The organism is Anaerococcoides asporogena (assembly GCF_029590275.1).
Lineage (GTDB): Bacteria > Bacillota > Clostridia > Clostridiales > Clostridiaceae > JG1575.
Genome location: NZ_CP120965.1, coordinates 265460 through 291397, shown reverse-complemented (window position 1 = coordinate 291397; position 25938 = coordinate 265460). Strand labels below are relative to the sequence as shown.

22 protein-coding genes, 1 tRNA gene and 1 riboswitch are annotated in these 25938 nt (G+C 52.4%); of the genes, 4 read left to right on the top strand and 19 right to left on the bottom strand.

All coding sequences use genetic code 11. From position 1 onward, the window contains the following. Positions 1-557: 557 nt before the first annotated feature. The 9 genes from P6M73_RS01375 to P6M73_RS01335 all read right to left on the bottom strand — a co-directional run bounded on the left by P6M73_RS01375 (position 558) and on the right by P6M73_RS01335 (position 9627). Positions 558-1598 carry a polysaccharide deacetylase family protein gene (locus tag P6M73_RS01375; protein WP_277854392.1) on the bottom strand — a complete coding sequence of 347 codons (1041 nt, stop codon included), beginning with the start codon at positions 1596-1598 and terminating at the stop codon, positions 558-560. 178 nt (positions 1599-1776) lie between these two features. Further along, a complete protein-coding gene (gene grdD, locus P6M73_RS01370) occupies positions 1777-2946 on the bottom strand; it encodes a glycine/sarcosine/betaine reductase complex component C subunit alpha (RefSeq protein WP_277854391.1) in 1170 nt (389 codons plus the stop codon). Between the two features lie 5 nt (positions 2947-2951). Further along, a complete protein-coding gene (gene grdC, locus P6M73_RS01365; protein WP_277854390.1) occupies positions 2952-4490 on the bottom strand; it encodes a glycine/sarcosine/betaine reductase complex component C subunit beta in 1539 nt (512 codons plus the stop codon). Positions 4491-4638: 148 nt separating this feature from the next. Beyond that, complete coding sequence (grdB, locus tag P6M73_RS01360) at positions 4639-5946, bottom strand: glycine reductase complex selenoprotein B (protein ID WP_277854389.1); 1308 nt, start codon at positions 5944-5946, stop codon at positions 4639-4641. 38 nt (positions 5947-5984) lie between these two features. Then, positions 5985-6461: a glycine/sarcosine/betaine reductase complex selenoprotein A gene (grdA, locus tag P6M73_RS01355; RefSeq protein ID WP_277854388.1), complete on the bottom strand. Its 477-nt coding sequence runs from the start codon at positions 6459-6461 to the stop codon at positions 5985-5987. A gap of 74 nt (positions 6462-6535) precedes the next feature. After that, a complete protein-coding gene (locus P6M73_RS01350) occupies positions 6536-7822 on the bottom strand; it encodes a glycine/sarcosine/betaine reductase component B subunit (protein ID WP_277854387.1) in 1287 nt (428 codons plus the stop codon). A gap of 37 nt (positions 7823-7859) precedes the next feature. Next, positions 7860-8186, bottom strand: coding sequence for a thioredoxin TrxA (gene trxA / locus P6M73_RS01345; RefSeq protein WP_277854386.1), 327 nt, complete (start codon positions 8184-8186; stop codon positions 7860-7862). Positions 8187-8309: 123 nt separating this feature from the next. After that, positions 8310-9248 (bottom strand): thioredoxin-disulfide reductase, encoded by a 939-nt coding sequence (gene trxB / locus P6M73_RS01340; protein WP_277854385.1) that lies wholly within the window; start codon positions 9246-9248, stop codon positions 8310-8312. Positions 9249-9255: 7 nt separating this feature from the next. After that, on the bottom strand, positions 9256-9627 hold the full coding sequence (locus P6M73_RS01335; protein ID WP_277854384.1) for a GrdX family protein: 372 nt from the start codon (positions 9625-9627) through the stop codon (positions 9256-9258). Positions 9628-9733: 106 nt separating this feature from the next. Next, a riboswitch (glycine riboswitch) is annotated at positions 9734-9845 on the bottom strand. A 443-nt stretch (positions 9846-10288) separates the two neighbouring features. Here P6M73_RS01335 and P6M73_RS01330 point away from each other — a divergent pair. Next, positions 10289-10385 (top strand) — tRNA-Sec (locus P6M73_RS01330). Positions 10386-11578: 1193 nt separating this feature from the next. Here the strand turns inward: P6M73_RS01330 and P6M73_RS01325 are convergent. The 9 genes from P6M73_RS01325 to selD all read right to left on the bottom strand — a co-directional run bounded on the left by P6M73_RS01325 (position 11579) and on the right by selD (position 22388). Further along, positions 11579-13036: an aminoacyl-histidine dipeptidase gene (locus tag P6M73_RS01325; protein ID WP_277854383.1), complete on the bottom strand. Its 1458-nt coding sequence runs from the start codon at positions 13034-13036 to the stop codon at positions 11579-11581. Positions 13037-13040: 4 nt separating this feature from the next. After that, positions 13041-13391, bottom strand: a complete 351-nt coding sequence (locus tag P6M73_RS01320) for a PqqD family protein (RefSeq protein ID WP_277854382.1) — start codon at positions 13389-13391, stop codon at positions 13041-13043. A 31-nt stretch (positions 13392-13422) separates the two neighbouring features. Then, positions 13423-15351: an OPT family oligopeptide transporter gene (locus P6M73_RS01315; protein ID WP_277854381.1), complete on the bottom strand. Its 1929-nt coding sequence runs from the start codon at positions 15349-15351 to the stop codon at positions 13423-13425. A gap of 624 nt (positions 15352-15975) precedes the next feature. Continuing rightward, complete coding sequence (gene selA, locus P6M73_RS01310; RefSeq protein ID WP_277854380.1) at positions 15976-17400, bottom strand: L-seryl-tRNA(Sec) selenium transferase; 1425 nt, start codon at positions 17398-17400, stop codon at positions 15976-15978. Continuing rightward, the gene (locus tag P6M73_RS01305; protein WP_277854379.1) at positions 17400-18557 is read right to left on the bottom strand and encodes an aminotransferase class V-fold PLP-dependent enzyme; all 1158 of its coding nucleotides are present in this window, start codon (positions 18555-18557) and stop codon (positions 17400-17402) included. Before P6M73_RS01305 ends, selA begins: the two co-directional genes overlap by 1 nt. 4 nt (positions 18558-18561) lie before the next feature. Further along, positions 18562-20448: a selenocysteine-specific translation elongation factor gene (gene selB / locus P6M73_RS01300; protein ID WP_277854378.1), complete on the bottom strand. Its 1887-nt coding sequence runs from the start codon at positions 20446-20448 to the stop codon at positions 18562-18564. After that, a complete protein-coding gene (locus tag P6M73_RS01295; protein WP_277854377.1) occupies positions 20448-20711 on the bottom strand; it encodes a putative Se/S carrier protein in 264 nt (87 codons plus the stop codon). Before P6M73_RS01295 ends, selB begins: the two co-directional genes overlap by 1 nt. Next, entirely contained in the window at positions 20711-21301 is a 591-nt protein-coding gene (gene yedF, locus P6M73_RS01290; protein ID WP_277854376.1) for a sulfurtransferase-like selenium metabolism protein YedF, read from the bottom strand. Before yedF ends, P6M73_RS01295 begins: the two co-directional genes overlap by 1 nt. Positions 21302-21404: 103 nt before the next feature. Further along, entirely contained in the window at positions 21405-22388 is a 984-nt protein-coding gene (selD, locus tag P6M73_RS01285) for a selenide, water dikinase SelD (RefSeq protein ID WP_347276323.1), read from the bottom strand. A gap of 472 nt (positions 22389-22860) precedes the next feature. Here selD and P6M73_RS01280 point away from each other — a divergent pair, with 472 nt between their 5' ends. From P6M73_RS01280 to P6M73_RS01270, 3 genes are all read left to right on the top strand, one after another. Beyond that, positions 22861-23169: a winged helix-turn-helix transcriptional regulator gene (locus tag P6M73_RS01280; protein WP_277854374.1), complete on the top strand. Its 309-nt coding sequence runs from the start codon at positions 22861-22863 to the stop codon at positions 23167-23169. An 8-nt stretch (positions 23170-23177) separates the two neighbouring features. Then, a complete protein-coding gene (locus P6M73_RS01275) occupies positions 23178-23642 on the top strand; it encodes a DUF1893 domain-containing protein (protein WP_277854373.1) in 465 nt (154 codons plus the stop codon). A 329-nt stretch (positions 23643-23971) separates the two neighbouring features. Continuing rightward, a complete protein-coding gene (locus P6M73_RS01270; RefSeq protein WP_277854372.1) occupies positions 23972-24445 on the top strand; it encodes a GNAT family N-acetyltransferase in 474 nt (157 codons plus the stop codon). 267 nt (positions 24446-24712) lie between these two features. On the opposite strand, the gene P6M73_RS01265 is transcribed toward P6M73_RS01270, so the two are convergent. Further along, complete coding sequence (locus tag P6M73_RS01265) at positions 24713-25840, bottom strand: aldo/keto reductase (protein WP_277854371.1); 1128 nt, start codon at positions 25838-25840, stop codon at positions 24713-24715. Positions 25841-25938: the final 98 nt, after the last annotated feature.

Here is a 25938-nt window from a genome sequence, read left to right as displayed (position 1 = left end):
AAGGAAGAATGAGAACAGGTTTCATGTCTGCAATGACAGACTGCCGCCCCCGGGCTGCAGTCTGTTTTTTTCTGGTCTCAATGAACCCTAAATAACGATCCAGTCAATGACCGGTTTCCAGTTGCCCTGATGATTTATTCGACCTGATGACCTGATGACCTGATGACCTGACAACCCGTTGAGGAGCCCTCTGGTGCGATTTCAGACTCTGCGGCCTGGTTTATGGGCGAATCCCGACAAGATACCCCACTGCCCGCCAGAAGGCCTGGTATGTGATGACAAAGAGACACATCGCCATTATGATTCCTAATGTAAATTGAAGTTTGATTTTCATATTCATCGCAGGGGACATTGAATCCCGCCCTGCTGTCCCTCCTTTTCCTTTGTTTGTTGGTTTGATTCAAGTATAGGAACTTGTCGGGACAAAAATCGAACATATTTTCTCGTAAACACACGTTCGGAAAAATATTTAAAAAAATATTCTGAGGCTCTGCAAACTACAGAACCTCAGAATATGAGTCGAATCTGTTGGTGATGAATTTCTGCCTCTGACCCGTTTAGGGGACCAGGGAGAAATCATAGCCCCTGCCCCGCATGTCATCGATGAACTCCGGCAGAAGCTCTGAATTCGTCTTGAATGGGTGAAGCAGAACGACGTCGCCAGAGCTGATGAATTTATAGAGCTTTTCCTTTGCGGTCTCGACACTGGGCTGGTTGTTTTCATCGTAATCGGCATAAGCCGCTCCCCAGAAGATAATGTCATAGCCCATATCTTCGAGAATGGTCATTCCACGTTTGCTGAATACGCCTTCCGGCGCGCGGTAGAGGTGACTGGTACGGCCGGTAGCTTCCTGATAGGCAGCCTCCCACTTTTTCGTATTCTCGACCAGTGGGTCCTCACTGGTTTCGGCTAATTTCACCATGTTGATGTGCTTGGTGGAATGATTGCCGACTTTATGGCCTTCATCCAGCATCCGCCGGACTTTTCCGGGATTTTCTTTGATATACTCCGTCGTGACGAAGAAGGTTACTTTGACACCCTTATCCCGCAGGGTATCCAGAATGACATTGGTATAGCCCATCTCGTATCCCAGATCCATGGTCAGATAGAGTTTGCCGGAACTGTAATTCCAGTGTCCGGAAAAGTCTGTCACCCAGCTGGTGGGATAGCCGTAGCTCCACTCGTATCGTTTATTGGAAATATCGGCATACGCACCGGTGGCACCGGAAGTGGTCGTTTTTGTGGATGTGGTAGTGGCGGGCTTGGTCGCAGGCTTTGTTGCCGGCTTGGTGGCGGGTTTAGTGGCTGGCTTGGTGGCTGGCTTGGTGGCTGGCTTGGTAGTCGGTATGGTGGCCGGGATGGTAGCAGGGACTGTCACAGGGACTGTCACCGGCTGAGTTTCGATTGCTGTGGTCGCCGGCGAAGTTTCCGGCAGGGTCTGGCTGGACTGTGTACCAGGCTTGGTGGCAGCTGTGGTGGCAGTGGACCCGGCGGTAGTAACCCCGGGCTGTGATTCTGCCGGCCGGCTGGTTGGCAGATTGATATTGCATCCGGCCAGAATCATAGCACTCAGGCCAAGGGAAATCAGACCAGTCATTTGATAAGCTCGTTTTCTCATATAGTCACCCTACCTTTCGATGATTACTACTATATCAAAAAAAGGGCGATTTGTAGTTACAAAAAAAGAAAGTCAGCGAAGCGATGGTATGAACATCACATTCGCTGACTGCTTGTCTAAAAAGAATGCAGACCGCAGTCTGCATTCTTGTGGGATATTAACAGATGGAAGACTCAGCTGCCAGGAATCCGGCTTTCGCCAGAAGTCCGGTGGATTCAGCCACTTTATCTTCAGGAACCAGCAGAACAGGTCCGGTGCAGCCCATTCCGGATTCGGCATAGATGCCGCCGGCCCAGACAACCTTCACTGCGTCTTCAAGTTCCATAATGTCGATGCCGGAGATGCTTCCGGTTACCGGCACTTTATTGGGCGCCTTGATTTCAGCAGCTTCCTTCTTCTCCGCTTTCTTGTCATCCTTCTTAACCAGGCTCAGCCAGTTCATGGCGTTGAGCTTCTTGAATTCTGCCTCAGCGAGCTTGTTGATGCCGCCGTGAACCACATCATAGCCATACTTGATGGCATTGGCGATTACCGGGGTACCGGATGCTCTGGACAGAATCAGGACATTGCGGTCGTAGCCTTCGCCGATTCCCGGGCCATAGGCTGAACCGGTTGTCTCGTATTTTCCACCGGAGGTGAAGGAAGAGAACAACTTGATCAGCAGATTGCCGGTCAGGGTATCGGTTACGACAACATCAACCGCGCCCATCAGCAGGTCATTGCCCCGCAGAACGGCTCCGCCGTCGGCGCGCTCGGATTCACCGAACTCAATGTCATAGCCCTTGGCTTTGAGGTTTTTCAGAACGATTTCCACCGCTCTGGCACCATCCACGTTGAGAATACCAACTTTTGGCTTCTCTACGCCGGCAGCCTTGGCTGCGATGATGCCATAGATGGCGTTCTTGACCATGCCTTCTACCCGGTGGGCAGAGGAGGTTCCGGTCGTGGTTGCGATATAGACTTCACGTCCGTTGGCAGGTGCTACGACTTTTCCAACGGTGGAAACACCGATGGGGAAGTTGTAGTGCATGGTGACGCAGGCTTCGATGTTCTTGGAGTCCAGCGCCTCTTCCATGACTTTGTACTGCTCATCTTCGTTGTTGGCTTCCAGTGTTTCCAGCCCGGTATCATTCTTGGGTCCGATCAGAACCACATCGATCTGCGGGAACTGCTTCTTCGCCAGGAGAGCGCCCTGAAGCAGAGCCTTCTCGCCGTGCTCAGAACCTAAGGTGGTCAGACCGATCCGGTGACCTCCCAGACTCTTGCCTTTTTCCAGGGCGTCCGCTATTTCAAGGAACGTCTTGGAGATTAATTTTCTCTCATCCATATGTTTTAAACCTCTTCGGACAGGCTTTCTGCCAGCTTTCTCATGGCGTCTGCAATGAGGCTCTTGACCTTGGATTCATCCATGGAGGATCCGGTTTCGGCAGGAGCTGCCCCTTCATTCTTTTCCATGATGAAGGAAACACCATCAAACAGGTTAGTCATGCGGCCGAGGAACAGAGATCCCTTACCAATAACCATTACCTTGTTCAGGTTGCCTTCTTTCAGTTCGTCGATGGCGTATCCAATGATCGGCACACCGGACGGAATGTGTCCCTGAGTCGGTGCAAAACCGGGAACACCATGCTTCACGATAAAGTCATTGAGGAAGGATTTCTCCATCTCGCCGCGCTTTACGCCAAGGGCTCCGATCATTTTGTAGTTGGCGGTCGGAACATCTCCAGCGCCGGCCGGCTTGGTGATATCCGGATTCTGCATTTCTGCGGAATACTTGTCGATGTCGGTGATCTTCAGACCAGCCTTATCCAGAGCGTTGGTTACCAGGGAGGTAATAACAGCCTGGGGTGAGGATCCGGTGCCTACGGTGTGGCGTCCGGTAGCGGTCAGGTTGACAACGGGGGAAACTCCGTCATCCTGGCTGACCAGAACGGCGAATCCGCCGAGAACGTCTTCCAGAACCGGGAGACCCTTCTTGACATGATCCTTGGCATTCATTCCAAGCTTTGCGGTAGCTCCGCCGGCAACAACGAGAACGTTGGTGTAGGTTCCGGAAGCAACCAGGGCGGCAGCGTGGATCAGGGAATGAGTCGGAGCTGCACAGAATCCTCTGGTGTCGGATCCGGTGGCGTTGACCATTCCGGCTTTTTCAGCGATGGCTTTGGCGAAGTTGCCGCCGCCTCTCTGGTTCATGTCGCCGCAGGCTTCTTCGGAGCACTCGATGACATATTCTACGTCTTCAGGATTCAGGCCGCTCTTGAGGAACAGCTCGCGGGCAGCGATGATTCCGGAAGCCTTCACGACGAGGTTCTCAAAAATGATATGTGCAGTCAGGTTGCTGTCAATGTCGTGTGCACGCTTGATGACACCAATGACTTTGCCTTCATGGATCAGCGGTTCGCCGTGGTCGGCAACCATCTTGTCGATGTCGGCCTGATCTGCGCCGTCCTTCAGGTCAGCCAGGTCAGTTGCATTATATAATGGGCTTTGTTCCATTTTTTTCTTCACATCAGCCGTGAATTCCCTGTTGAGGAATACCAGGTCAAATGCATCGGATACTTTCATCATGGCGATGAATTCATCCTGCGGAACAATCGAACCGTATTTTCCTTCTCTTGTGCCTTCCACCGGAGTGTTGCACCAGGGTTCTGCCAGGTCGCGCAGTGCTTCCGGCTTCATGTTCCCGATGTATACCTGGTTGGGGGCATAGTTGATTACATCTTCATAGGATCTGATCTTGGATTCCACCGTCTTGAGGAATTCTGAATCAGGGCTTGTAACTTTTTCGGTCAGAACCGTCGTGCCGTTGTGCACGATCATATCAGGTGTATGGACAAGGATATAGCTTGCGCTTTTCAATACAGGTCTCATTAAGTTACCTCCAAGTTAGTCGGTTGACTAAAAATTATAACATTTGATTATTTATACAATTCTTTTTGAAATCGTGGCTGCACGAACAAATCGTGCAGCCATGGTTTCAATCACCAGCTGCTTAATGAGGCCGCCAGTATATTTGGAATTAGTCTTCGAATACAGTCTGCTCGGTAACTTCTGTCTCGAGAGCCTTGAGAGCCTTCTCGACCAGCTTGCGCCGCAGAACCTTTTCAGCTTCCGGAGTCAGGGCCGGGTTTCCAAGCGGATGCGGGATCGCAACCGTCGGGATAATCCGGTTAGCACCAACCGTCAGGGAGATCGGAACGACCGTACACATGTGAACGACCGGGATGCCAGCTCTTTCAATTTCTTTAACCATTGTTGCACCGCAACGTGTACAGGTGCCTCACGTACTGGTCAGGATAACTGCGTCCACTCCGTCTGCTTTCAGTTTCTGGCTGAATTCAGCGGCAAAAGCCTTGGAGGAAGCAACGGCTGTTCCGTTTCCAACGGTGGTGTAGAAGTATTTGTAGAGCTCGCCGATCTTGCCTTCCTTTTCCAGGTCGCGCAGAACGTCAACCGGCAGTACGCGGTCTGGAACGTCATTGGCGTAGGTCGGGTCATATCCGCCGTGAGCGGTTTCCCATTCACCCTTCTTCAGGCTGTCAAATCCGGTGATGTCATACTCGCCGTACTTGGAAGCGGAGGATGATTCGATGTGATCCGGGTTACCAAAAGGAACGGTTCCGCCGGAGGTAACCAGAGCGATCTTCGCCTTGGTGATGTCCTTAACGGCCGGATTGGGATCAACGCGGTCGAATTCAGGCATCGGATATTCGGTAACGAACTCTTCGCCCTTCATCTTCTTAATCAGCATGTCAACGGCCCGCTTGGAACCTCTTTCAGAAACAAACTGATTGACACGGACTCCCTTGGAGAAGAATCCATCGGCTTCCGGGTGCAGTTCTGCGCCGGAAACATACTTCTTTGCGAACTCTACAACTGCGGGAAGAGCTTTTCTCATACCGGCAGCGGAGTCAGAAGTCTTAACGATGTATACCTTCTTGCGGAATACGTCAACACCCGGGTTTTCTTCGTACATGGCGGCAAAGGCTTTCACCTTGAGCTTCGCTTCGACATCGGATGCAACGGTGGCAGAAGCCATACCATAACGTCCGGCATTGAAGGAAGGTCCGCAGATCACGAGATCCGGATTGAATGAGTTGATCATGTTCAGCACTTCTTCTCTGGCTGTATCAAGATTTTCATTGAAGTAGGAGTCTCCGCAGACAACTGCGCCGGCTACTTCATAATCTTCGCCTAACAGCTTGGACAGCTGCTGGGTTACAGGGGGGAGATTTTCCAGAATCTGAGGTGCAACGTCTGCTTTATCTTCTCCACCGATGCCGGCAAAGAACTGGTTCAGATAGTGTACTACTTTGAGTTTACTCATGTTCGTACAATTCCTCCTTATTCGTATTTCGATTTAAATTAGTCTTGGAACTTGGTGTACTGTTCGCGGATGCCCTTCATTTCAGCAATGATCTCGTCTACTTCGAGAACCATTTCCATCATGCCGATCTGTTCTTCATAAACATCAGCATTGACTTCATCCTTGAATTCAGGTTCAACACAATGGTAAACTCTCAGCCCAAGGCTAACTCCAGCCAGGGGGCCTGCAAATGTGGGGTCACCAGCTGTAACTGTTTCCGCTGCCAGACCGGCAGCTTCGGCTTCTGATGCACCAATGAGAACCACGACATTCTCGGGACCGAATTTTTCGGTTGCTTCGAGAACTCTCTTCTGGTTTTCAAGGTCCATAGCGCCTGCAGCTGTTCAGACGAAACACTCAGTTGACGCAAAGACAACTTCGCAGTCAATATCTTTTAAACACTCGGTGATAGCTGGTGCCGGAACACCGTCTCTATCTCCGATTACGATGATTTTCTTACCATCATAACGGCTCATAAATATTTCTCCTTCGATTTGATTTATTTTGGTCGATGATTGGGACAAGTCCCGTTTGGTTTGAATAAGGGGAATTACTTGGTTCTTGCGGTCAGTTTGTTGTATCCGACTTCAGAAGTAGCACCGGTGATGAACTGAATCTCACCTTCAATGGTTCCGTCTCCTCTGAGGGATTCATTGTGTCCGCCGGCGATGGTATTGACGAAGTTGATGTGTCCGATGACACGGTCAAGTTTCGGCAGAACGATCGGCTGGTTGGCGTTTCCGCCGGTGACGCAGGCATTCGCGATCGGATCAGCATCGGCCAGAGACTGGGAAGCTCCGTCCTGTCCGGCATATTCGTCGGTGACGATGACGGTCTTGATGCCCTTCTTCTCGATTTTCTTGCAGTTCATGATGAGGTCAGCGTCCGGGTTGCCGAAGCCTTCTTCAGAAATGATGACTGCATCAACGCCGAGCCATTCAACGAGCTTGGCGACCATGTTGGAATGTCTTTCCTTGTCAGCCAGATAAACGTTCTCGTTGGTGATGACAACTCCCATGAAGTTGTAGTCTTTTCCATGTCTTTCATAAAGATCGTGGATGATGGGGTTGTTCATGTGAACATAGGTGGGGTTCTTGTCGCAGGCTGATACGCAGTTTCCGGACACGATGGCTCCATCCATGACTTCGGTCGGATAAATGAAGGTCGGGATGATCTTCTTGGCATCTACGCCGTAGACGTAGGTGTCATGCAGCAGGCCCTGGGTCTGAAGCATGTAGACATAAGCAACCTTCGGGAGTTCCGGATACTGAGCGGCCTGTTCGAAGATCGGCTTGGTCTCGTATACGTTGACTTCATCGGGCTCGATGTTGCGGCCGGCTTCAGCAAGATATCTTGCGGCACGGTAGCCGAGCAGACGAACTGCCTCTTCATGGTCATGCTGCAGGAGTCCTTCGATGGGTTCTGCGACAACAACCAGGTTCAGGGTCTTGGAGAACGGGGTGTAGTCCGCTCCGATTCCGGTCATATCGATGATTCCTTCCTGGAATCCGACGATCTTACCGGTGGTAACAACAGCTGCCCCTTTCAGGACATGAGTGCGGCCTTCTCCGACCTGATCAACCTTGGAAAGGAATCCCGGGAAAATGCCACCGTTTCCGGCAACTTTTACTCTGGGCTCGATCACGTCCTTGACAGGAGTGATGCGGATGCTTTCGCCTGGTTTGGCGATGTCGAGGTCAACGGAGGCAATTTTGTCGTCGGTGTTGATTTCCTTGATCATCTCATCCTTGTTGATGTAGAGAACGGAATTTTCCACCTTAGTCGTGTCTGCGAACTGGATATCCTTAATCAGGATGTTTCCGATTTCTAGACGCATAGTTTATCCCCTTTCTTTTCTTTATTTGCAGCTTTTATTAAGCTTGGGCTGCATACTTTTTGATCATATTTTCGATGTTTTCGATGGTTGCGTCATCTTTGGTCAGTTCTTCAATCTTCTCACCGTCGCGGTAGATCGCTAAAGTGGGCAGACCGAGTACTTTCTGACCGATGGCAACGCGTCTGGCTTTGGTGGTATCCATGTTGGTGAACTTCATGGTTCCTGCATACTTTTCAGCCAGTTTTTCAACATCCGGCATAAGAGCTTTGCAGGGTTCACAGGATTGGCTCCAAAAATCGACGAAAACTAATCCCTTTGCTTCGAGTACTTCCGGCTGGAAGGTATCTTTGTCCAGTGCTAGCATTTCTCATCCTCCTTTAATAATAGGTGTGTTAATGGTAACAAAGTGTTGTGAATAACACGCAAACTTCGGGGGAACCTTACGGTTCCGATGATGGGTGAAGCATTCGGCACAGTGCCGCTGCTCCTACTCCATGTGTTCGATGTATTTTTCGGCCTGTACGGCAGCGATGGCTCCGTCAGCGGTAGCCGTGACAACCTGACGAAGACTCTTCACTCTGGCATCACCGGCGGCGTAAACGCCAGGCACGTTGGTTTCCATGTTGTCGTTGGTCTTGAGGTATCCACCCTCCATGTCCAGCGTTCCCGCGAACATTTCAGCCTGGGGCAGGTATCCGGTGAATACAAAGCAGCCGAAGGTTCCGTCTTCCTCATCCGCTTCGACTTCAGAGATTTCTCCGGTCTTGACGTTCTTGAAGACGATCTTTTCAAGGATTCCGTCGCCCTTCAGCTCTTCCACCACGGTGTTCCAGAGGAAACCGATTTTGTCGTTGCTGAATGCCTTTTCCTGAATGGATTTAGCAGCTCTGAGCTCTTCCCGGCGATGAACGATGGTCACCTTGCGGGCAAACTTGGTCAGGTACATGGCTTCTTCTACCGCTGTATCCCCTCCGCCGATGACATAGACTTCCAAATCCTGGAAGAAGTCAGCGTCGCAGGTTGCGCAGTAGGAAACGCCCTTGCCGGTCAGTTCCTTTTCGCCCGGGCAGCCGATTTTTCTCGGGTTCGCTCCGGTGGCCACGATGACGGCCTTGCCTTCGTATGTATTATGTTTTCCTTTGAGGATCTTGGTGGTTCCGGAAAAATCAAAACCGGTGATATCGTCGAACACTTTTTCTGCTCCGAACTCATCGCACTGTTCCAGCATTCTGGCGATCAGGCTTGGTCCGGTGGCTTCGTGCACGGATCCGGGATAGTTGGCCACTTCGTCGGTGATGACGATCTGTCCGCCCATCTTCTGTTTTTCAATGATCAGGGTCTTCATTCTGGCTCTGGCGCCGTACAATCCAGCGGCCAGACCTGCAGGTCCCCCACCGATAATGATGAGGTCATAAACAACTGACATACTCTACCTACCTTCTTAATGCATTTTTTATCAGATCAAAGTCAACCACCATGAAATCTTCTCTTACCTGTTCCGTCCACTGTGGCATGGCTTTGTTCTTCTCAAATTTAATATAGGTCGCTATGGCCTGTTCAATGAGCCAGAGGGAGTCGATGTCGTGCAGCGAATCCTTTCCAATGGCGACCGACTTATACGGAGTCTCGTTGGGCTTGACGCTGCCGGAGAGCGGGTGCGTCAGCAATACCTGCCCCAGATGAATTTCATCTCTGGCCCGTTTCAGAACATCCATGTAGCCAAGGACATCCAGATACTCCAGTTCAATGTCATCCTGGCCCACAAAGAAATCACGGACCATCGGATTATTTGTAATAAGTTTCATTGGGTACTCCTGTCTTCTCCGGAAATAAGCCCGGATTCATTCAAAATGTGCGCAAAAATAGAATAAGGGGAAACACTGCCGTGTTTCCCCAGTTAAATCAAGGTTCTGTCCAGCAGGAATATTGGTACCTGAGAATTTCATCCATTGATCTTGGCAGATCACGACTTGTCCCTTCGGTGTCCCTGATCTTTCAAGGGATACTCTCTTCCAGCTTTCTTCCAGAAATATTTGGTTTTTTACCGCATGCCGGTGAAGCCACCGTACGGGGTTCATTTATGGGATGGAACGTCTAAAATCTCGCCCCCATAAATTACCATGCTTATAATACCACACTTTGACTTTTTTTTGATAATCTTTTTCGAAGAATTCCAACTCAAATTTGAAGTTTCACAAAGTATTGATTTTATCATCGCGAATCTGTTCTTTTGGCAAAAAATACTTGGATTGCTAAAAATCTATAAGATTGCGGCTGGAATTTTTACAAGAACCAAAAGATTCCTGTGTTTCAGGTAGATAATTTGTTCTGACCTGCAAAAAAATTCATCAAATCAAAGTCTGGCAATGCGCCTGCATGCAATTCATCTTCCGGAACTGGAGTCATTCGTTTGTTTGTTTCAAAGTATTGACTAACAGGAAATTCTGGTTTACAATCACAAAGCATGGGGGTGGATGAGTTCTGGTGTGCTCTCTGGTCTTCAAAACCTGTATGAGGGGTTAGGAGCCTCTCGGGTGGGTTCGATTCCCACACACTCCCGCCAGTTTAAATGAACAGCTGCAGCTGATCGGTCAAAAACCGTCAGACTGCGGCTTTTTTATTTGATTCTGACCGGATCTGTTTCAATTCCATCGCAAATAAATAGTACAAACTTATTATAGCACGTTTACACCGTTTTATCCTGATCATGTTGTGAATTTAGCAAGGATTTAGGCCATTGTTCCACACTCAAAATCCCGTTTTATTATCAAATCATATATTTTAAACAACCACCATCAGATGGCCAAATCACTTGCATGCAATTAAATTGCGACAGCCAGAATCAAGGAATGGCATAATTCAAGCTCTTCCACCGATTCAGTGTTTGGAATCAGCCAATACAGCCATTTCCTGAAGCCAGCACCCATTTTGTGAACCTGCCCTTGATCAATTCAGGTTCCATGATCAGTTTTACCTCGAAATCGATCCATCGGAACGTCAGGGAAAAAGCCCGCATGGATTCAACCCGATTCCAGCTGGGCAGGAGGAGCTGATTCGCTTTGCCCGGGATCCTAATATCAGAGTTAATTGGGACAGCACAGCTGCACGGCAGATGACACACTTGTCCCCTGCTGGGAGAGGAATATTGACAGAATAATATCGTGATTTTTGATAACGTTTAGATAATCAATCCGAGAAATATCCAAATAATTCGCCCGTTTTTTTGATGAAAGAAGACCTCCATTCAGCCTTAAGGCAAGCGCACGCTGGATGTTTTATCAAATGACTCATCCGCAATCCTTTCATTGCACTGGACACTGGACTTCGAACAATGGAGGCCTAAATCCAGACATTGGAAGCTGGACACTGGCTCCGGACACCGGACACTGATTTACTTTGAAAGAAATGCCGAATGGATGATCTGAACGGAATACTGAAGTACCCCTTTCACCTCAAGTTCGAATAAGATACGGTCTGACTGAGACATGGAAACACTCCTTTGCAATGTGGTATAGCAACTGATTGCACAGCGAGTCCCATGTCTCATTTCATTATTGCTCTTCAAATTGAAACCGGTGATTTCACCATCGCCGTACTTTGTGATGTTCAGGAAATTCTGCGCCTCTTTTTTTCCACAAGCAATCCAACTGGACGGGGCGAAAAAAAAGAGGGCACGAATCGACTGTGATCGACTCGTGCCCTTTCGAAGGGGGATTAGCGATCAGCACCGGGGGGGGGGGTGGGCTGATCCGTGTTTTAGTTATTCAGTTTTGCCAGAACGTTTCTGAGGTATTCCCAGGTGCGTTCCACGGATGAAATGCTCATGCACTCCTGAGGGGTGTGAACATCGTAGAGATTGGGTCCGAAGGAGATGAGGTCGATGTTTCCATCATACTTCTCACTGAGCAGACCGCACTCCAGTCCGGCATGGATCGCAGTGATTTCGGGTTCAGCCTGGTACATGTCACGATAGACTGCCACAAAGGCATCGCGCAGTTCTGAAGACGGATCATACTGCCACTCCGGATAGACCGAGGCGTATTCAATGCTGGCTCCGGTGAGTTCTGCGATGATTTCCAGCTCTTCGGCCACTGCCATCTTATGGGAGCGAACGGAGCTGCGGACTGCGCTTTCAAAGGTAATCCGGTCTGCTTCCGTAATAACCACGCCCAGGTTGTTGGAGGTCTGAACCAGGCCGGCAATTGCCATGCTCATGTTGATCACGCCGGCTGGAATCAGCCGCAGGATCGCGATGGCGCGATGTGTGGTGCTCTTGGTGAACACACCGCTGACACCTTCCGCCGCGGTTTCCAGGGTGATTTTCAGGCCTTCGTCCACCCCCTGAAGCTCATTGGCCAGAACGGCCGTCCAGGTCTGGATCCGTTCCTTAACTGCTTCCACTTCAGCGGGGAGAAGCATCAGGATCGCGGAGGCGCTGCGGGGGATCGCATTATGCTTGGATCCGCCGTTCAGGGCCGCCAGGCGGAGTTCGCCGTTTTTCTCAAGGTCGAACAGAATCCGGCCCATGAGCTTATTGGCGCTGCCGCGCTGCTTGTTAATTTCCATGCCGGAATGACCGCCCAGCAGGCCGTCGATCTTCAGCTCCATGGCGACAGCCTCAGCTGCTGGAGTTTCCCGTTCAACGGGCAGGCTGATCGTAGCTCCGATTCCGCCGGCACAGCTGACAAGAAGCTTGCCTTCTTCCTCGGCATCAATGTTGATCAGACGCCGGCCAGCCAGATGGGATGGATCCAGGGCAAAGGCTCCGTCCATTCCGGTTTCTTCGGATGTGGTGACCAGAAGCTCGATGGGAGGATGCGCCATATCATTGGAATCCAGCAGCGCCAGGCCGTAGCTGACGGCGATTCCGTTGTCAGCGCCCAGGGTCGTGCGGTCTGCATGGATCTTGTCTCCCTCCACGACGAGAGTAATGGGATCCTTCAGGAAATCGTGCTCCTTGTCTGCTTCTTTTTCACAGACCATGTCCATGTGTCCCTGCAGGATGACCGGTCTGGCATTCTCATAGCCGGCCGTTTCGGGCTTTTTGATGATGACGTTCAGTGCTTTATCCTGGATGACTTCCAGTCCCCGCTCCTTGGCAAATTGGACGAGCCAGTCGCTGATGGCCTGCTCATTGCCTGATCCACGGGGGATCTGGTTCATTTCCTCAAAAAAACGAAACACAGCGGGACATTTGGTGTTGTTGAAATCCATAAGATTACCCCTTTCGATTGTTTGATGCATGAGTCGAGTCCGTTACGGGTTCGATCATGCCCAGATTTTTCTCAAGATGTGACAGATAGGCAGCAAGACGTTCCTGCAGCGGCTCAGCCGCTTCGCCGTAGCGCTCTTTCAGAGACAGGGCGATCTGCTCCAAGGTTGCGGCTCCATCGAGCCGGCTGATGATGAAACTTCCGTACTCGTCCAGCTCCAGATGCTTCTCCCTGGGTATTTTAAACCCCACGGCACGCGCCCAGCGCTGAATCATATGATCCTGAGGCGTGCTCAGGGTGACAATGCCTTCCTCATTTTGGGTGACCCGGATGGGGTCTACAATTTTGTAAACCACATCCGGGCCCATTGACTTATTTGACACGTTATTACTTACCAGACTTGCGGGCTCCGGCATTCATCAGAGTCACCACCGTCAGACCAATCAGCACCGCCAGAAGGATCCAGGCCATGTTGTTGGAAGCGGCGAAACCGGTGATATCGGGGAGTTTCAGCACTCCGGTAACCTGAAGGATGATACCGATCAGACCGATGATGGAGCTTCCTGCGACCAGACCGGCAGACAGGCTGATTCCGTTGGAAATCTTGGCTTCCTTGTCGGCAGTCGTCTTCGCTGTCATTTCGATGAACTGGCGGATCAGAGCTCCGATCAGGATGATGGAGGTGGTGGCGATGGGGAGGTAGAATCCGATGGCAACCGTCATGACCGGAAGTTTCAGCAGGTAGAAGAAAATTCCCATGACGATACCGGTGATGATCATGCCCCAGGGCAGACGTCCGGAGATGATGCCTTCGGTCAGGGTTGCCATCAGGTTAGCCTGCGGCAGAGCAAACTGCATCTGATCTCCGGTAAGAACCAGCTGATCAGCCAGCAGCATGATGGTTCCAACGACGGTTACAACACCGACAATGGAAGCAATTGCGAGGTACTTGGACATTTCGTTGCGGCTTCCACCGAGAACCATGCTGACTTTCTGAGACTGGGTATAGCCTCCGGCCATGGCGATGGCGGTCACGATGAAGGAACCGAACAGGAGCAGGGATTTGTTGTTTTCAGGTGAAGTCCAGCCAAAGCCGAGGAACAGGAGGGTGACCAGAACCAGGGAGGCGATGGTCATTCCGGATACCGGCAGGTTGGAGGTTCCAACGGTTCCGGTCAGACGTCCGGAAACGATGGCGAACAGCATAGCCAGGACAACCGAGAGCACAGAAGCGAGCAGAGCCATCATGACGTTGCCGCCTGAAATCAGGAATCCGGCAATGAAGGAGATGATGAAACCAGCCAGCAGGATGATCCGGCCGACACCGGCGCCTTCTTCGCTGCCTGCGGCAGAAGTCTTGGCTCCCAGTGTCTTCTTGATGGAGGTAATGATGGTGGGGATGAGCTTGATCGCGCCGATCAGACCACCGGACAGCATCATACCGGCTCCGATGTAACGGAGGTAGCTGCCTGCGATGTTTCCAACCTTCATGGCATTGATGGCAACGCCCGGGTTGTTCCAGACGGTGACTCCGTCAGCGGCAAAGGAGGAGAAGTAACCGATCAGCGGCAGTACAGCGAAGTTAGCCAGGATGGATCCGGCGAACATCATCAGGGATACTTCCATTCCAACGATGTATCCGATACCCAGGAGCATCGGGCTGACTTCAACTTCCATCCGCCATTTGTAGAATGTCTCATTGACGTAGGAAATGACATTATTTACCTTGTTGAGGAAGGAGCTGGTTACCAGAGTAATCAGACCGCCGATTCCAAAACCGATTCCCATATACTTGATGGATTCGCCCATTCCTTCGGAAGCGACCAGCGTCTCGGAAATCGCCATGGATTCCGGATACATCAGCTTGCCGTGTTCTTCCACGAGCAGGTAGTCATGAACCAGAGTGGATACCCCGATTCCGAACAGGACACCGGCAGCGCCAACGGCAATGCCTTCAATGAAGCTGATCTTTCCGCCGATCAGAAGAACGGCCGGCAGAACGAAGATCAATCCGGAAGCGACTGATTCACCACCGGCAGACATACCCTGAAGAAGGTTCTTACCAAGAATTCCCTTCTGCTTGGCAAAAGCAGCGATGATGGCAGATCCAAGGATGGATCCCGGGATTCCGGCTGCGACGGTCAGACCCGACTTCATTCCGGAGTAAGCGGTGGATGCGGCAAACAGAACGGCAAGGATGATTCCGGCAATCATGACAATGAGATTGCCACCTTTTTTATCGCCTGATGTGATATACGGAACATAGTCTTTTCCGTTAATACCGCCATAGGCTTCTTTTGATAATTTGTTGTCCATACAAACCTCCTGTAAAAATAATGTCGATGAACAACTGGAGTATATCACCAGTTCTAACTCAAGTTAATTGCATACAATCATGAAACTGGCAATTGTAATATACAGATCGAACATTTCGTACTCGAGTCGAAAACACTTTGATAATGAAATAACGATTTGAAGTTCCGTCATTTGTCGAACAATCGTCATATCCACTGCTGCAGGAAGCGAAATATCCTTGTGATGAGCCATATCCCCCAATCAGGAACGTGAAACCGGGTTACCTCAACCAGTTGGGCACGATTACATTGCTTCATTGTTTTTTATCAGATAAATAAATGAATTTCAAAAAATGCAGAAACTTTTTTACGTAACTTCACCCCTTCTATTTTTATATTCATTTTTAACCCTCGATTTTCTCAGGATTTAATTTAAATTTAATAAACCAAAGCAAATAATTTTAACGAACTTATAATTCAGTCAGGTTTTTTACCGGTTGTTAACGGTCTCACCGCGATCCGGTCAATTGCTGAACGATTCACTCGATTGGCCTGCAAAATGGCCGTTTCTTCCGAACAATTCCCCGAAAATGCCGAAGAAGACCGAATTCTGTGACGAATCCGGTCTTCTTCGGCCGATATTGCCTTATTCGGCAGATGCTCTGCCATTGTCCTTCAGAGCCAGCTTGACGGCATCCACGATTTTCTCCATGTCGCCTTCCAGGAAGGTGCGGACATCCAGCTCATACCGCTCCTTGTGAATCTTGCCGATGACATGGTACTTTCCCAGCCGCATCCGACGTTCAAAGTCATTGAGACTCATGTTCATGGGCACGATGGTGACGGCCCGCGAGGGCAGCCGCTCCTGCGGCAGCGAGCCGCCGCCGACCTGGGACTGACAGTCCACAACATCCAGGTGACAGGTTTTCACCTTGCGCAGCAGGTTCCGGTAGAGTACTTCGGCCCGGTGAGCCAGTTCCTCCAGCGTCAGGGTCAGCATCCGCATGGTGGGAATGGCAGCCATGGCGCGGTCTTCATCCAGGTACAGCCGAAGCGTTGCCTCCAGAGCCGAAATAGTCATCTTATCCACCCGCAGGGCCCGGGTCAGCTGATTTTTCTTCATGGCCTGAATGTACTTCTTCCTGCCCACAATGATGCCAGCCTGAGGCCCGCCCAGCAGCTTGTCCCCGGAGAAGGTCACCACATCGACACCTTTGGCCAGGGTATCGCGCACCGTCGGTTCATACTCCAGGCCATACTTTGACAGATCCACAAACAGACCGGAGCCCAGATCCTCCACCACCGGAATGTCGTGCTTGCGCCCCAGCTCCGCCAGGTCGCGGCCGTCAACGGTTTCGGTAAAACCGATGATGTGGTAGTTCGATGTGTGGACTTTCAGCAGGATGCCCGTTTCTTCGCAGATGGCTTCCTCATAGTCATACAGGTGGGTTTTGTTGGTGGTACCGACTTCCCGCAGGAAACCGCCCGACATTTTCAGAACTTCCGGAACACGGAAGGAGCCGCCGATTTCCACCAGCTCCCCGCGGGAGATAATCGCTTCCCGTCCCTGAACCATGGTGTTGAGAGCCAGCATGACGGCAGCGGCATTGTTATTGACCACCAGGACATCCTCCGCGCCGGTCAGTTCCTTGATGGTGGACTCGAGATGGGTATAGCGCGAGCCGCGCTGTCCGCTCTTGAGGTCATACTCCAGATTGTTGTAGGAGAAAGCGGCGTCCAGCAGCGCATCCCGGACGACTTCGGGCAGCAGGGAGCGCCCAAGGTTGGTGTGAATGACGATTCCGGTTCCGTTGATGACTTTCTTCAGTGAGGTTTCATGTTCGGCGAGGATGCGAGACAACACCTTTTCGACAATCTCGTCTTCATCATAGGGAATGAAGTCCGGATCATCCTTGCGTGCGAGGTACTCCTCGCGCAGTGCAGTGAGGGCATCCCGAACGGAATTCTTGATTCGCACCGCCGGGATCGATTCATTAAGTGCCGCCAGTTTCTCATGTTTGAACAGTTCATCAACGGACGGAAGCAGTCTCATGATATTTACTTTTGCCATTATGTAGTTCCTCCCGTCATGGTTGACAAGTCTTTGAGGGCCGCTACGGCCTCATGGATTTCTTCGATGGTATTGAATGGGGAAAAGGAAAAGCGCACGATCCCCTGTTCCCTGGTTCCCAGGGCTTCATGAAGGCGGGGGGCGCAGTGGGCGCCGGGGCGCACGGCAATGCCGTAGTCTTCATTGAGCAGCGCCGCCACTTCCGATGAGGGCAGATCGCCCAGATTCAGCCCGATGACCGGCGCCCGTCCGGGCATGTCCGGATCGCCGTAGAGGCGCAGATTCGGAATGTCCCGAACCCCCTCCAGGAATGCTCCGGTCAGGCGGTTCAGCCTGGCCCGAATGTCTGCCAGACCCGTTGTCCGCAGATATTCGATGCCGGCGGTCAGACCGGCCGCCCCCGGGGTATTGAGTGTGCCGGACTCCAGGACATCCGGCAGAGTGACCGGGTGTTCCCGGTCAAAGGAATGAGCCCCCGATCCGCCGGAAAATACCGGCCGGAAAGCCAGGTCCCGGCCCACCGCCACCAGGCCGGTACCCTGCGGTCCGTACAGTGATTTATGACCGGTGGCGACCAGGACGTCGATCCCCAGCTGTTTCATGTTCAGATCAAAAACCCCGGCTGCCTGCGAGGCATCCACGATGAAGAGCAAGCCGTGAGTCCGGCAGAATCGGGCCAGCCGGGGAAGATCCGTCGGGTTCCCGGTGACATTGGAGGCCGCCGTGGCCACGACTGCCTTGGTGTTCTTGCGCAGATACCGCTCGAAATCGTCATAGACAAGGTGTGCCCGCGCGTCAATGCCAACCAGATCCAGCTCCATCCCCTGGGCTTCCAGCTGATAGAGGGGACGCAGCACCGAATTATGTTCCGTCACCGTTGATATGACGTGGTCGCCGCTGCCCAGCAGTCCCTTCAGAACGCGGTTCAGACCGTCCGTGGCGTTCGCGGTCAGCGCGATTCGCAGCGGGTCATCCACCCCCAGCAGTTCAGCGGCGGCTTCCCGGCAGCGGTAAATGACCCGGAACGCCGCCAGAGCATAATCATGGGCACCGCGGGCCGGATTGCCCAGATGGCCGCTGGCAATGGCTTCATAAACCGCCCGGGCCACTTCTTCCGGCTTATGCGCCGTCGTCGCTGCGTTATCCAGATAGATCATGGGATCAGACTTCCTTTCCGGTGAGAATTCGGACTTCGCCCTGGCGCTGGGTCAGACCGATCTTATCAAAATAATCCAGCAGAGCCACGGCATATTTGCGGGAAGTGCCCAGCAGGTCGCGGAAGTCAGCCAGGGCGATGGAGCCATGGGCCTTGGCGTGTTCCTGCAGCAGGGCGAGAGCTGCCTCGTAGTGCCGGCGGTGAATGACGATGTCCTGATCCAGGCGCACCAGGCAATCCTCCATGGAGTCGATGACAGCCAGACATTTCTTGTCCGGGCACAGCTCCTTCAGGGACGGCGGGGCATAGGCACCGTCGAGCAGTGCCGTTTCCAGCTCATCCCGCAGTTTTTTCTGTTCCTTCGTATATACCACCTCAAAGTTCGGAGCCTTGGCCAGACTGCCGAATACCCGGATGGTCCCCTCTTCAACCAGGCGCTCCAGGATCAGATCGTAGGGCTTGCCCTTAGCAACGAATTTAATCCGGGACTTGAGTTCCTCCCGCGGCATGCCGGCCTTGAGGGGGGATTTCTGATGGTAGTCGTTCAGAATCCGCAGGAATTCCTTGCGCATTTCTTCGAGCCGGTCCGAACCGATATAGAGTCCGCCCAGCTGCAGCACGCTGCCGGTGGTTTTCATGGCGGACAGCTTGTCCTGAAGATCTGACTTGTCGGCCTGGATGTTGTCCAGAATCTCCTTTTCAGAAACCAGGGGCTGGTCCGAGTTCATCAGAAAATCCTGGATCACGGCATCCACATCATTGGTGCCGCGCAGCTCCAGTCCGCGCAGAATGGTTTCGTCAAACCGGCCATGCTTGACGGTGGCCGGATCCAGGATCTGGCCGCCACCCAGGGTCACCATGGGGGAATAGGCCCGCAGAATGATCCGGTCTCCTGGCTTGGCGGCGATTTCTTCTTCCAGACGCAGCTGGATGAAGCCCTCCCCGCCGGCCGGAATTTCCTCGGTTCCCAGGGGAACGGCCCGGGCCATGATTTCATCGGTTCCCATATAGACCCGAACCCGGTCCCAGAGCTTGAGCGGCCGCTTGTAATCGGGCAGCACCCGGATTCTGGCATCCACGATATAGGATTTGGATAAATTGCCTTCGGTGGTCAGGATGTCGCCGCGCTGCAGATCCGTCACTTTCACCCCGGACAGGTTCAGCGCCGTGCGCTGACCGGCCTGGGCCAGATCCACATTCTTTTCGTGAACCTGAATGTTGCGGATTTTCACCGGGATTCCGGCCGGGTACACCATCAGATCCTGATCGGTTCGAATAGTTCCCTCCAGCAGGGTACCGGTCACCACTGTGCCAAACCCCTTGACGGAGAAAATGCGGTCGATGTTGAGCCGCGGTTCCGCCGTCAGATTCATGGGCCGGATCCGGTCCGCCAGCCGGTCAATGTTGTTGACCAGTTCCGGCAGTCCCCGGCCTGACAGTGAATCCACCCGGACGATGGAGGCGGTTTCGATGGGGGTTCCCTCAAACTGCTCCCGGATATCATCCTCCATCAGGTCGAGCATTTCATCCTCCACCAGATCGGCTTTGGACAGGACGACGATGTAGTCTTCAATTCCCAGCAGGTTCAGGATATTGACATGTTCGCGGGTCTGCGGCATGACGCCCTCATTGGCGTCGATGACCAGGAGGATCATGTTGATGCCCTGGGCTCCCGCCAGCATGTTCTTGATAAAGCGCTCATGTCCCGGAACATCAATGATGCCTACCCGCCGGCCGGAAGGCAGGTCGAAATAGGCAAAGCCAAGGTTGATGGACATGCCGCGCTGGATTTCCTCTTCGGTGGTATCCGTGGCGATGCCGGTCAGCGCCTTGATCAGGGTAGATTTGCCGTGATCAATGTGTCCGGCGGTGCCAATGATGATATTTGCCATTATGGTTCCAACCTTTCGACGGTTCGCTTGCTGCCGTCACGCAGTAACTGATAAAGATCCACGGTTACCCCGGCTTCCGCCAGAACAGCCGCCACCTTTGCCTGGTCTTCGATCAGGGCGCGCAGCGCCAGGCCGCAGCCGGCTGAGACCTCCGGCGGCACAGGAATCAGGCGGGCCGGGATTTCGTGCCGGGTCATCAGGGTTTCCGCCTTCATCGCGTCATGAGTCGAGGCAAAGGCCGCAATCAGATAAACCTGAGCCATCAGGGGGTTACCGTATGGTGGGTGCGCATGATCTCAACAATGCGGTACATGTTGGTCACACTGCCCACCGCCAGAGTTTCTTTCAGCCCGTAAAAATCAAGGCAAAGACCGCAGCTGAGAATCTCCACGCCGGCACTCTGCAGCGCCCGGAGGTCTTCCAGACTGGCGGAGCCCTCTACCGTCAGGCGAACGCCGGCGTTATAGAACAGAATCATGCGGGGCATTTCATCCTGCTCCGCCAGGGCATAAAGGAAACTGCCGATCAGTTTCTTCCCGAGCACGGAGTCCCCAATGCCCATCTCATCGGATCCCACCGCTACCACATACCCGTTTCCGGGGGCAGTCTGAGATACGGTTTTGACCGGTTCCTCCCCGACTCCCCCGATCTGGACGCGGTATTCGGATGCCGAGATCTGCTCCACCGAGTGGCTCAGTTTCATCTGGTCGGCCATTTTCGACAGATTCTGGGTCGCGATCAGATTGTCCACCAGGACGCTGACACCGTCTTTTCCTTCTTCGCTTTTCAGCGCTTTCTTCGTTTCAATCACCGGCAGGGGACAAACCTTGCCCATTGCATTAATTTCTTTCATACGGTCTCCTTATTGCTGAAATTTTCTTTATAGGTAGTTACCGCTGCCCCTCCGCGTAAGAGGGGTCCTCGCAGTAAAGAGCTTCTCCCACCCAGGCCGGACACTATCGGACCACGATCTCCCGCTGGGGATCTTGCGACCGGGGGATGACCCGTCCGATCACTGCCGGTTCAAAGGGGAGTCCTGCCGTCTTTGTACGGATCGACTCCCAGGCTGCTTCGGTCATGGAGTAGAGCAGTCCGCCGGAGGTCTGAGGATCAAACAGGAGCTCCTCGGTTGCAAAGTCCGCCGGTTCAAAGGTCATGAATTCTGTCATGAAGTTCCGGTTTTTCTGGGCTCCGGCTGTGGTCAGAAACTCTGAGGCGCAGCGGGCCGCGTCCGGCAGAACCGGGAGGGCGGACCGATCCAGAAGCGCACTGAAGCGGCCTCCGAGCATCTCGTGGAGATGACCGGCCAGGCCAAAACCCGTCACATCGGTGCAGGCATGGGGACGAGCCGGGACGAAGACCTCGGACGCATAGCGGTTTAACGTCGTCATGGAACGAACTGCTTCCCGGAAGGCCTCCTCGCTGGTCTCACCGACGGAGGCGGCGGTTGAAATCAGACCGGTGCCCAGGGGTTTGGTCAGGACCAGTACATCCCCTTCCTGAACGCCATTGTTCGCCAGAACGGAATCGGGGTGGACGATGCCGGTTACGGACAGCCCGTATTTGGCCGGGGTATCATGAATCGAATGCCCGCCGCACAGTATGCCGCCGGCCTCCTGAACTTTTTCCGCACCGCCGCGGAGGATTTCCCCCAGGACTGCCAGATCCATCCGCTCGGGAAAGGCAACGATATTCATGGCGGTCAGAACCCGGCCGCCCATGGCCCAGACATCCGACAGCGCATTCGTCGCGGCAATCTTGCCAAACAGATAAGGATCGCTGACCATGGACGGAAAAAAATCCAGCGTCTGGATCAGCGCGGTTTCATCATTTAATTTATAGACTGCTGCATCATCACTGGAATCATATCCCACCAGAAGGTTGGGATCATAATTCACCGGCAGTTGAGAAACCAGCTGTGACAGAGCACCTGCTCCGATCTTGGAATCTCAGCCGCCACAGAATGTCAGCTGGCCGATGCCTGTATCATTCATTGAATCAACTCATTTCAGAATTTTCTAACACTTGGAACAGTGTTGATCTCCATTCATTATAGCATCGAAGGAAACTCTTTAACACTTTGTCCCTGAATCAAGGGAAATCCTTGCCACTTATTCAGAACCATCCGTTTCAGTCTCAATACTGGCTGATCGAACAATCAGAAGGGCTTCAACGGCTCCCCAGTCTTCCAGGCAGGCTGCCATGAACCGGGGCAATCTTTAAAGAAGCACTCTTGGAAAACAGACCAGCTCCATTAGACAGCCGGACTCCCGATCACCGGACCGGCTCCAGATCACAGGACGAGCTCCGTTGCAATTACTTCCTTCTTATGGTAATTTATTCTCATAAGGTTATTTAAGGTAATTCTTGAAGCATCCGCCGAACATCACATCCCAAAGAAAGGTGATCCCAATGAACGAATTTCATATGTGTCCAAAATACGAAAAGCTGGCGACATTCCTTGGAAAACGCTGGACCGGACTGATCCTTCGGGTTCTCCTGGAGGGAGAATGCCGCTTCAGTGAGGTCCTCGAGAATGTCAATGGACTCTCATCCCGCCTCCTGACCGAACGTCTCAAGGAAATGGAACAATTAGGTCTGGTCATCCGGGAAGTCCGGAACGAATACCCCATAAAAGTCGAATACCGGCTCACGGAGAAAGGCAAGGCCCTGGAACCCGTGATCCACGAAATGCAAACCTACGCTGAAAAATGGATCTAGGAGAAACCATGGAACTGACATACCGGGAAGAGAGACACAAATTTCTTGAACAACATCTGAGCCTGCTGGACGAGCGAAACAAAACCTGTATTCTGATGAATCACGGAACCATCATTTATGAATCCGATGCCCTGGGCGTTAAGCCGCTGCGCGAACTGCGCCGGATGAGCTTCACCCGCAAGGAAGGCGATCAGCTTACCCTCATTGATCGGGTCATTGGCAAAGGTGCGCTGATGCTGGCCCAGCTGTTGGGCATCGACGCCATCTATACGCCCCTGACCAGCGAAAATGCCATCGCTTATAATCGCCTTAGCCGCATCCCCCTGTTCTATATGGAGCGGGTGCCCATGATTGAAAACCGAACCCGAACGGAAATGTGCCCCATTGAACGTTCTGTCCTTCATACCACCGACCCGGTGGAAGGCGAGCGCTGCATCGAGGATGCCATCGCGATCCTCATGAAGAATGCATAACCCGTGAAGGTCCATCCGTCGGAACAGCGAAACGAATTCCAGGGACTGGCGCTGCCTGCTCCCGATGAATATAAGCAGCTCCGGGACATTCCCGGAGCTGTTTTATTCACAGAAAAATTTCAGGCCGGTATCTGCCCAGAGCGTAAACAGAGCCAGTCGAATCATTATGATCCGACGGAATGGGATGGCTCGATCGATAAGCATTCGATGACTGATCCATACGGAAAAGATGACTGATCCATACGGATGAGTTCACCGGATCCTGCGATTGGGACCCGGGAAGGAACCTTTGCTCCGAGCAACTTTAACATCATCTGAGGGAGAAAAGTATGAGAATAGAACAAGGTGAGGTTGTAATCCGCAGTGCAACTGTCGATGATGCCATCCGCAATATTCTGCAATGGGAAGGCAAATTGAGCCAGCTCTGCCTGATTGAGATTCAGGGAAAACAGGCAGGGGAGCTGAGCTACCGCGTGAAGGATGACGGAACCGCCTGGCCCGGGTGGAAAATCTGTGTCTCTGACTATCAAAATCAAGGTTATGGAACAAAAATTATTTTAATGCTTTTCGATTTTCTATTCAGCGATAAAACGATCAATTCCAGGTTCCCGATCGAAAAAATAATATGGGATACGGATTTTGAGAATAAACGGGCTCAAACTGTCTATGAGAATAAAATTAAAGCCAGAAAGATTGGGATCCGGGAGAATGCATGGAAAGATCAGTCAGGAACCTGGCGAAGTGCGGTTGACTATGAAATTTCGAGGGACGATTTCATCGCCTTGCATCGGGAGAGAGTCTGATCCGGATCAGTTCGAAACAGCCAGGTCGGGCTTGCACCATCGAACTTCCGGATATCTCCCATTGCTGCTGCGGTCAAAGACCGCCATCTAACGACCTGACAAGCTGTCACATATCCAACAAAGAGAGGACCTGATGCAGGTTCCTCTCTTTGTTTTCAGCATATTTCATTGGACGTCTGATCCATTGGTCTGAGTGCAGCTTGCTTCCGCAGCTACTTGCTCCGGTTATAACTTGCTCCGGTCATAACTTACTCCGGCTGCAACTTGCTATTGCGGGGTTCCCTCAAACAGAGCTGCCACTTTCTTCATGTCTTCAATAATCTCAATCCCCTGGGGACACTGTGGTTCACAGGCTCCGCAGGCCTGGCAGTGGGAGGCCCGCTCCTCTTCCGACAGTTCGAAATACCTGGCTTTGGCTCCTTCAAAATCTTCGTAGACCGCGCCGGTATTCCAGATGCGGAAATTGGCCGGGATCTTGAGCCCGAAAGGACACGGCATGCAGTAGCCGCAGGCAGTGCACTGGTTGTTGAGCCGGGCCTTGTATTCACGAGTCACATTCAGGATCGCTGCTTTTTCGGCTTCATCCAGGGGCTGGAACGTCCGGAAGGTATTGAGGTTGTCCTCCAGCTGTTCCATGGTGGTCATGCCCGACAGGATGATCTTGACATTGGGATGGGAGCCGACAAAGCGGAACGCCCAGGATGCCACGGAATCTTTGGGCCGCAGCGTCCGGAAAAAAGCTTCCATGGCCGCTGGCAGCTTCGCCAGGGATCCGCCTTTGACGGGTTCCATGACGATCACAGGAATTCCTAAGGACTCCGCCAGCTCCAGACCGCGCAGTCCGGCCTGAATTTCAGTATCGACATAATTGAACTGGATCTGGCAGAAATCCCAGGCGTGGTGACGGATAATCTCTTCAAAGACATCGAATTCATCATGGAAGGAAAAGCCCAGAAACCGGATCTTGCCCTCCGCCTTCAGCGCTTCCAGCTCCTCAATCATCTGATGCTGCAGAACACTTTGCCAGCGTTCCTTACTCAGAGCGTGAAGCAGGTAGAAATCAATGTGATCGGTCCGAAGACGGCGCAGCTGTTCTTCCAGATAATAGCGCACGTCCTCTCTCTTTTCGACCTTCCAGACCGGCAGTTTGGTCGCCAGATAATAGGAATCCCGATCATGCTTTTGCAGGGCACGACCGACAAATTCTTCGCTGCGCTCCTCATGGTAGGGCCAGGCCGTATCAATATAGGTTACGCCACCGGCGATCGCGGTGTCGAGGAGCTTCTGTGCCTCTTCTTCATTGATGGAACGGTCCTCCAGGGTCGGAAACCGCATGCAGCCATACCCCAGCTTGGAAGGCTCCACGCCGAGTGATTCAATCTTGCTTGTGATCATTATTAATCCCCTTTCCACGATCTGCTCTGACGATGCAGGTTCTATTCTGACTATAATTGTAGCATTATTTCTGCATCCCAAAGAAAAACTGTCCCCTG

Coding starts and splice junctions, on each gene's coding strand:
- P6M73_RS01275 (WP_277854373.1), top strand. CDS start 23,178: ATGGAACTGACATACCGGGAAGAGAGACACAAATTTCTTGAACAACAT.
- P6M73_RS01375 (WP_277854392.1), bottom strand. CDS start 1,598: ATGACTGGTCTGATTTCCCTTGGCCTGAGTGCTATGATTCTGGCCGGA.
- P6M73_RS01265 (WP_277854371.1), bottom strand. CDS start 25,840: ATGATCACAAGCAAGATTGAATCACTCGGCGTGGAGCCTTCCAAGCTG.
- grdD (WP_277854391.1), bottom strand. CDS start 2,946: ATGGATGAGAGAAAATTAATCTCCAAGACGTTCCTTGAAATAGCGGAC.
- P6M73_RS01305 (WP_277854379.1), bottom strand. CDS start 18,557: ATGATCTATCTGGATAACGCAGCGACGACGGCGCATAAGCCGGAAGAA.
- P6M73_RS01270 (WP_277854372.1), top strand. CDS start 23,972: ATGAGAATAGAACAAGGTGAGGTTGTAATCCGCAGTGCAACTGTCGAT.
- P6M73_RS01335 (WP_277854384.1), bottom strand. CDS start 9,627: ATGAAACTTATTACAAATAATCCGATGGTCCGTGATTTCTTTGTGGGC.
- selB (WP_277854378.1), bottom strand. CDS start 20,448: ATGGCAAATATCATCATTGGCACCGCCGGACACATTGATCACGGCAAA.
- trxB (WP_277854385.1), bottom strand. CDS start 9,248: ATGTCAGTTGTTTATGACCTCATCATTATCGGTGGGGGACCTGCAGGT.
- yedF (WP_277854376.1), bottom strand. CDS start 21,301: ATGAAAGAAATTAATGCAATGGGCAAGGTTTGTCCCCTGCCGGTGATT.
- P6M73_RS01295 (WP_277854377.1), bottom strand. CDS start 20,711: ATGGCTCAGGTTTATCTGATTGCGGCCTTTGCCTCGACTCATGACGCG.
- P6M73_RS01350 (WP_277854387.1), bottom strand. CDS start 7,822: ATGCGTCTAGAAATCGGAAACATCCTGATTAAGGATATCCAGTTCGCA.
- trxA (WP_277854386.1), bottom strand. CDS start 8,186: ATGCTAGCACTGGACAAAGATACCTTCCAGCCGGAAGTACTCGAAGCA.
- P6M73_RS01315 (WP_277854381.1), bottom strand. CDS start 15,351: ATGGACAACAAATTATCAAAAGAAGCCTATGGCGGTATTAACGGAAAA.
- P6M73_RS01325 (WP_277854383.1), bottom strand. CDS start 13,036: ATGGATTTCAACAACACCAAATGTCCCGCTGTGTTTCGTTTTTTTGAG.
- P6M73_RS01280 (WP_277854374.1), top strand. CDS start 22,861: ATGAACGAATTTCATATGTGTCCAAAATACGAAAAGCTGGCGACATTC.
- grdC (WP_277854390.1), bottom strand. CDS start 4,490: ATGAGACCTGTATTGAAAAGCGCAAGCTATATCCTTGTCCATACACCT.
- selA (WP_277854380.1), bottom strand. CDS start 17,400: ATGGCAAAAGTAAATATCATGAGACTGCTTCCGTCCGTTGATGAACTG.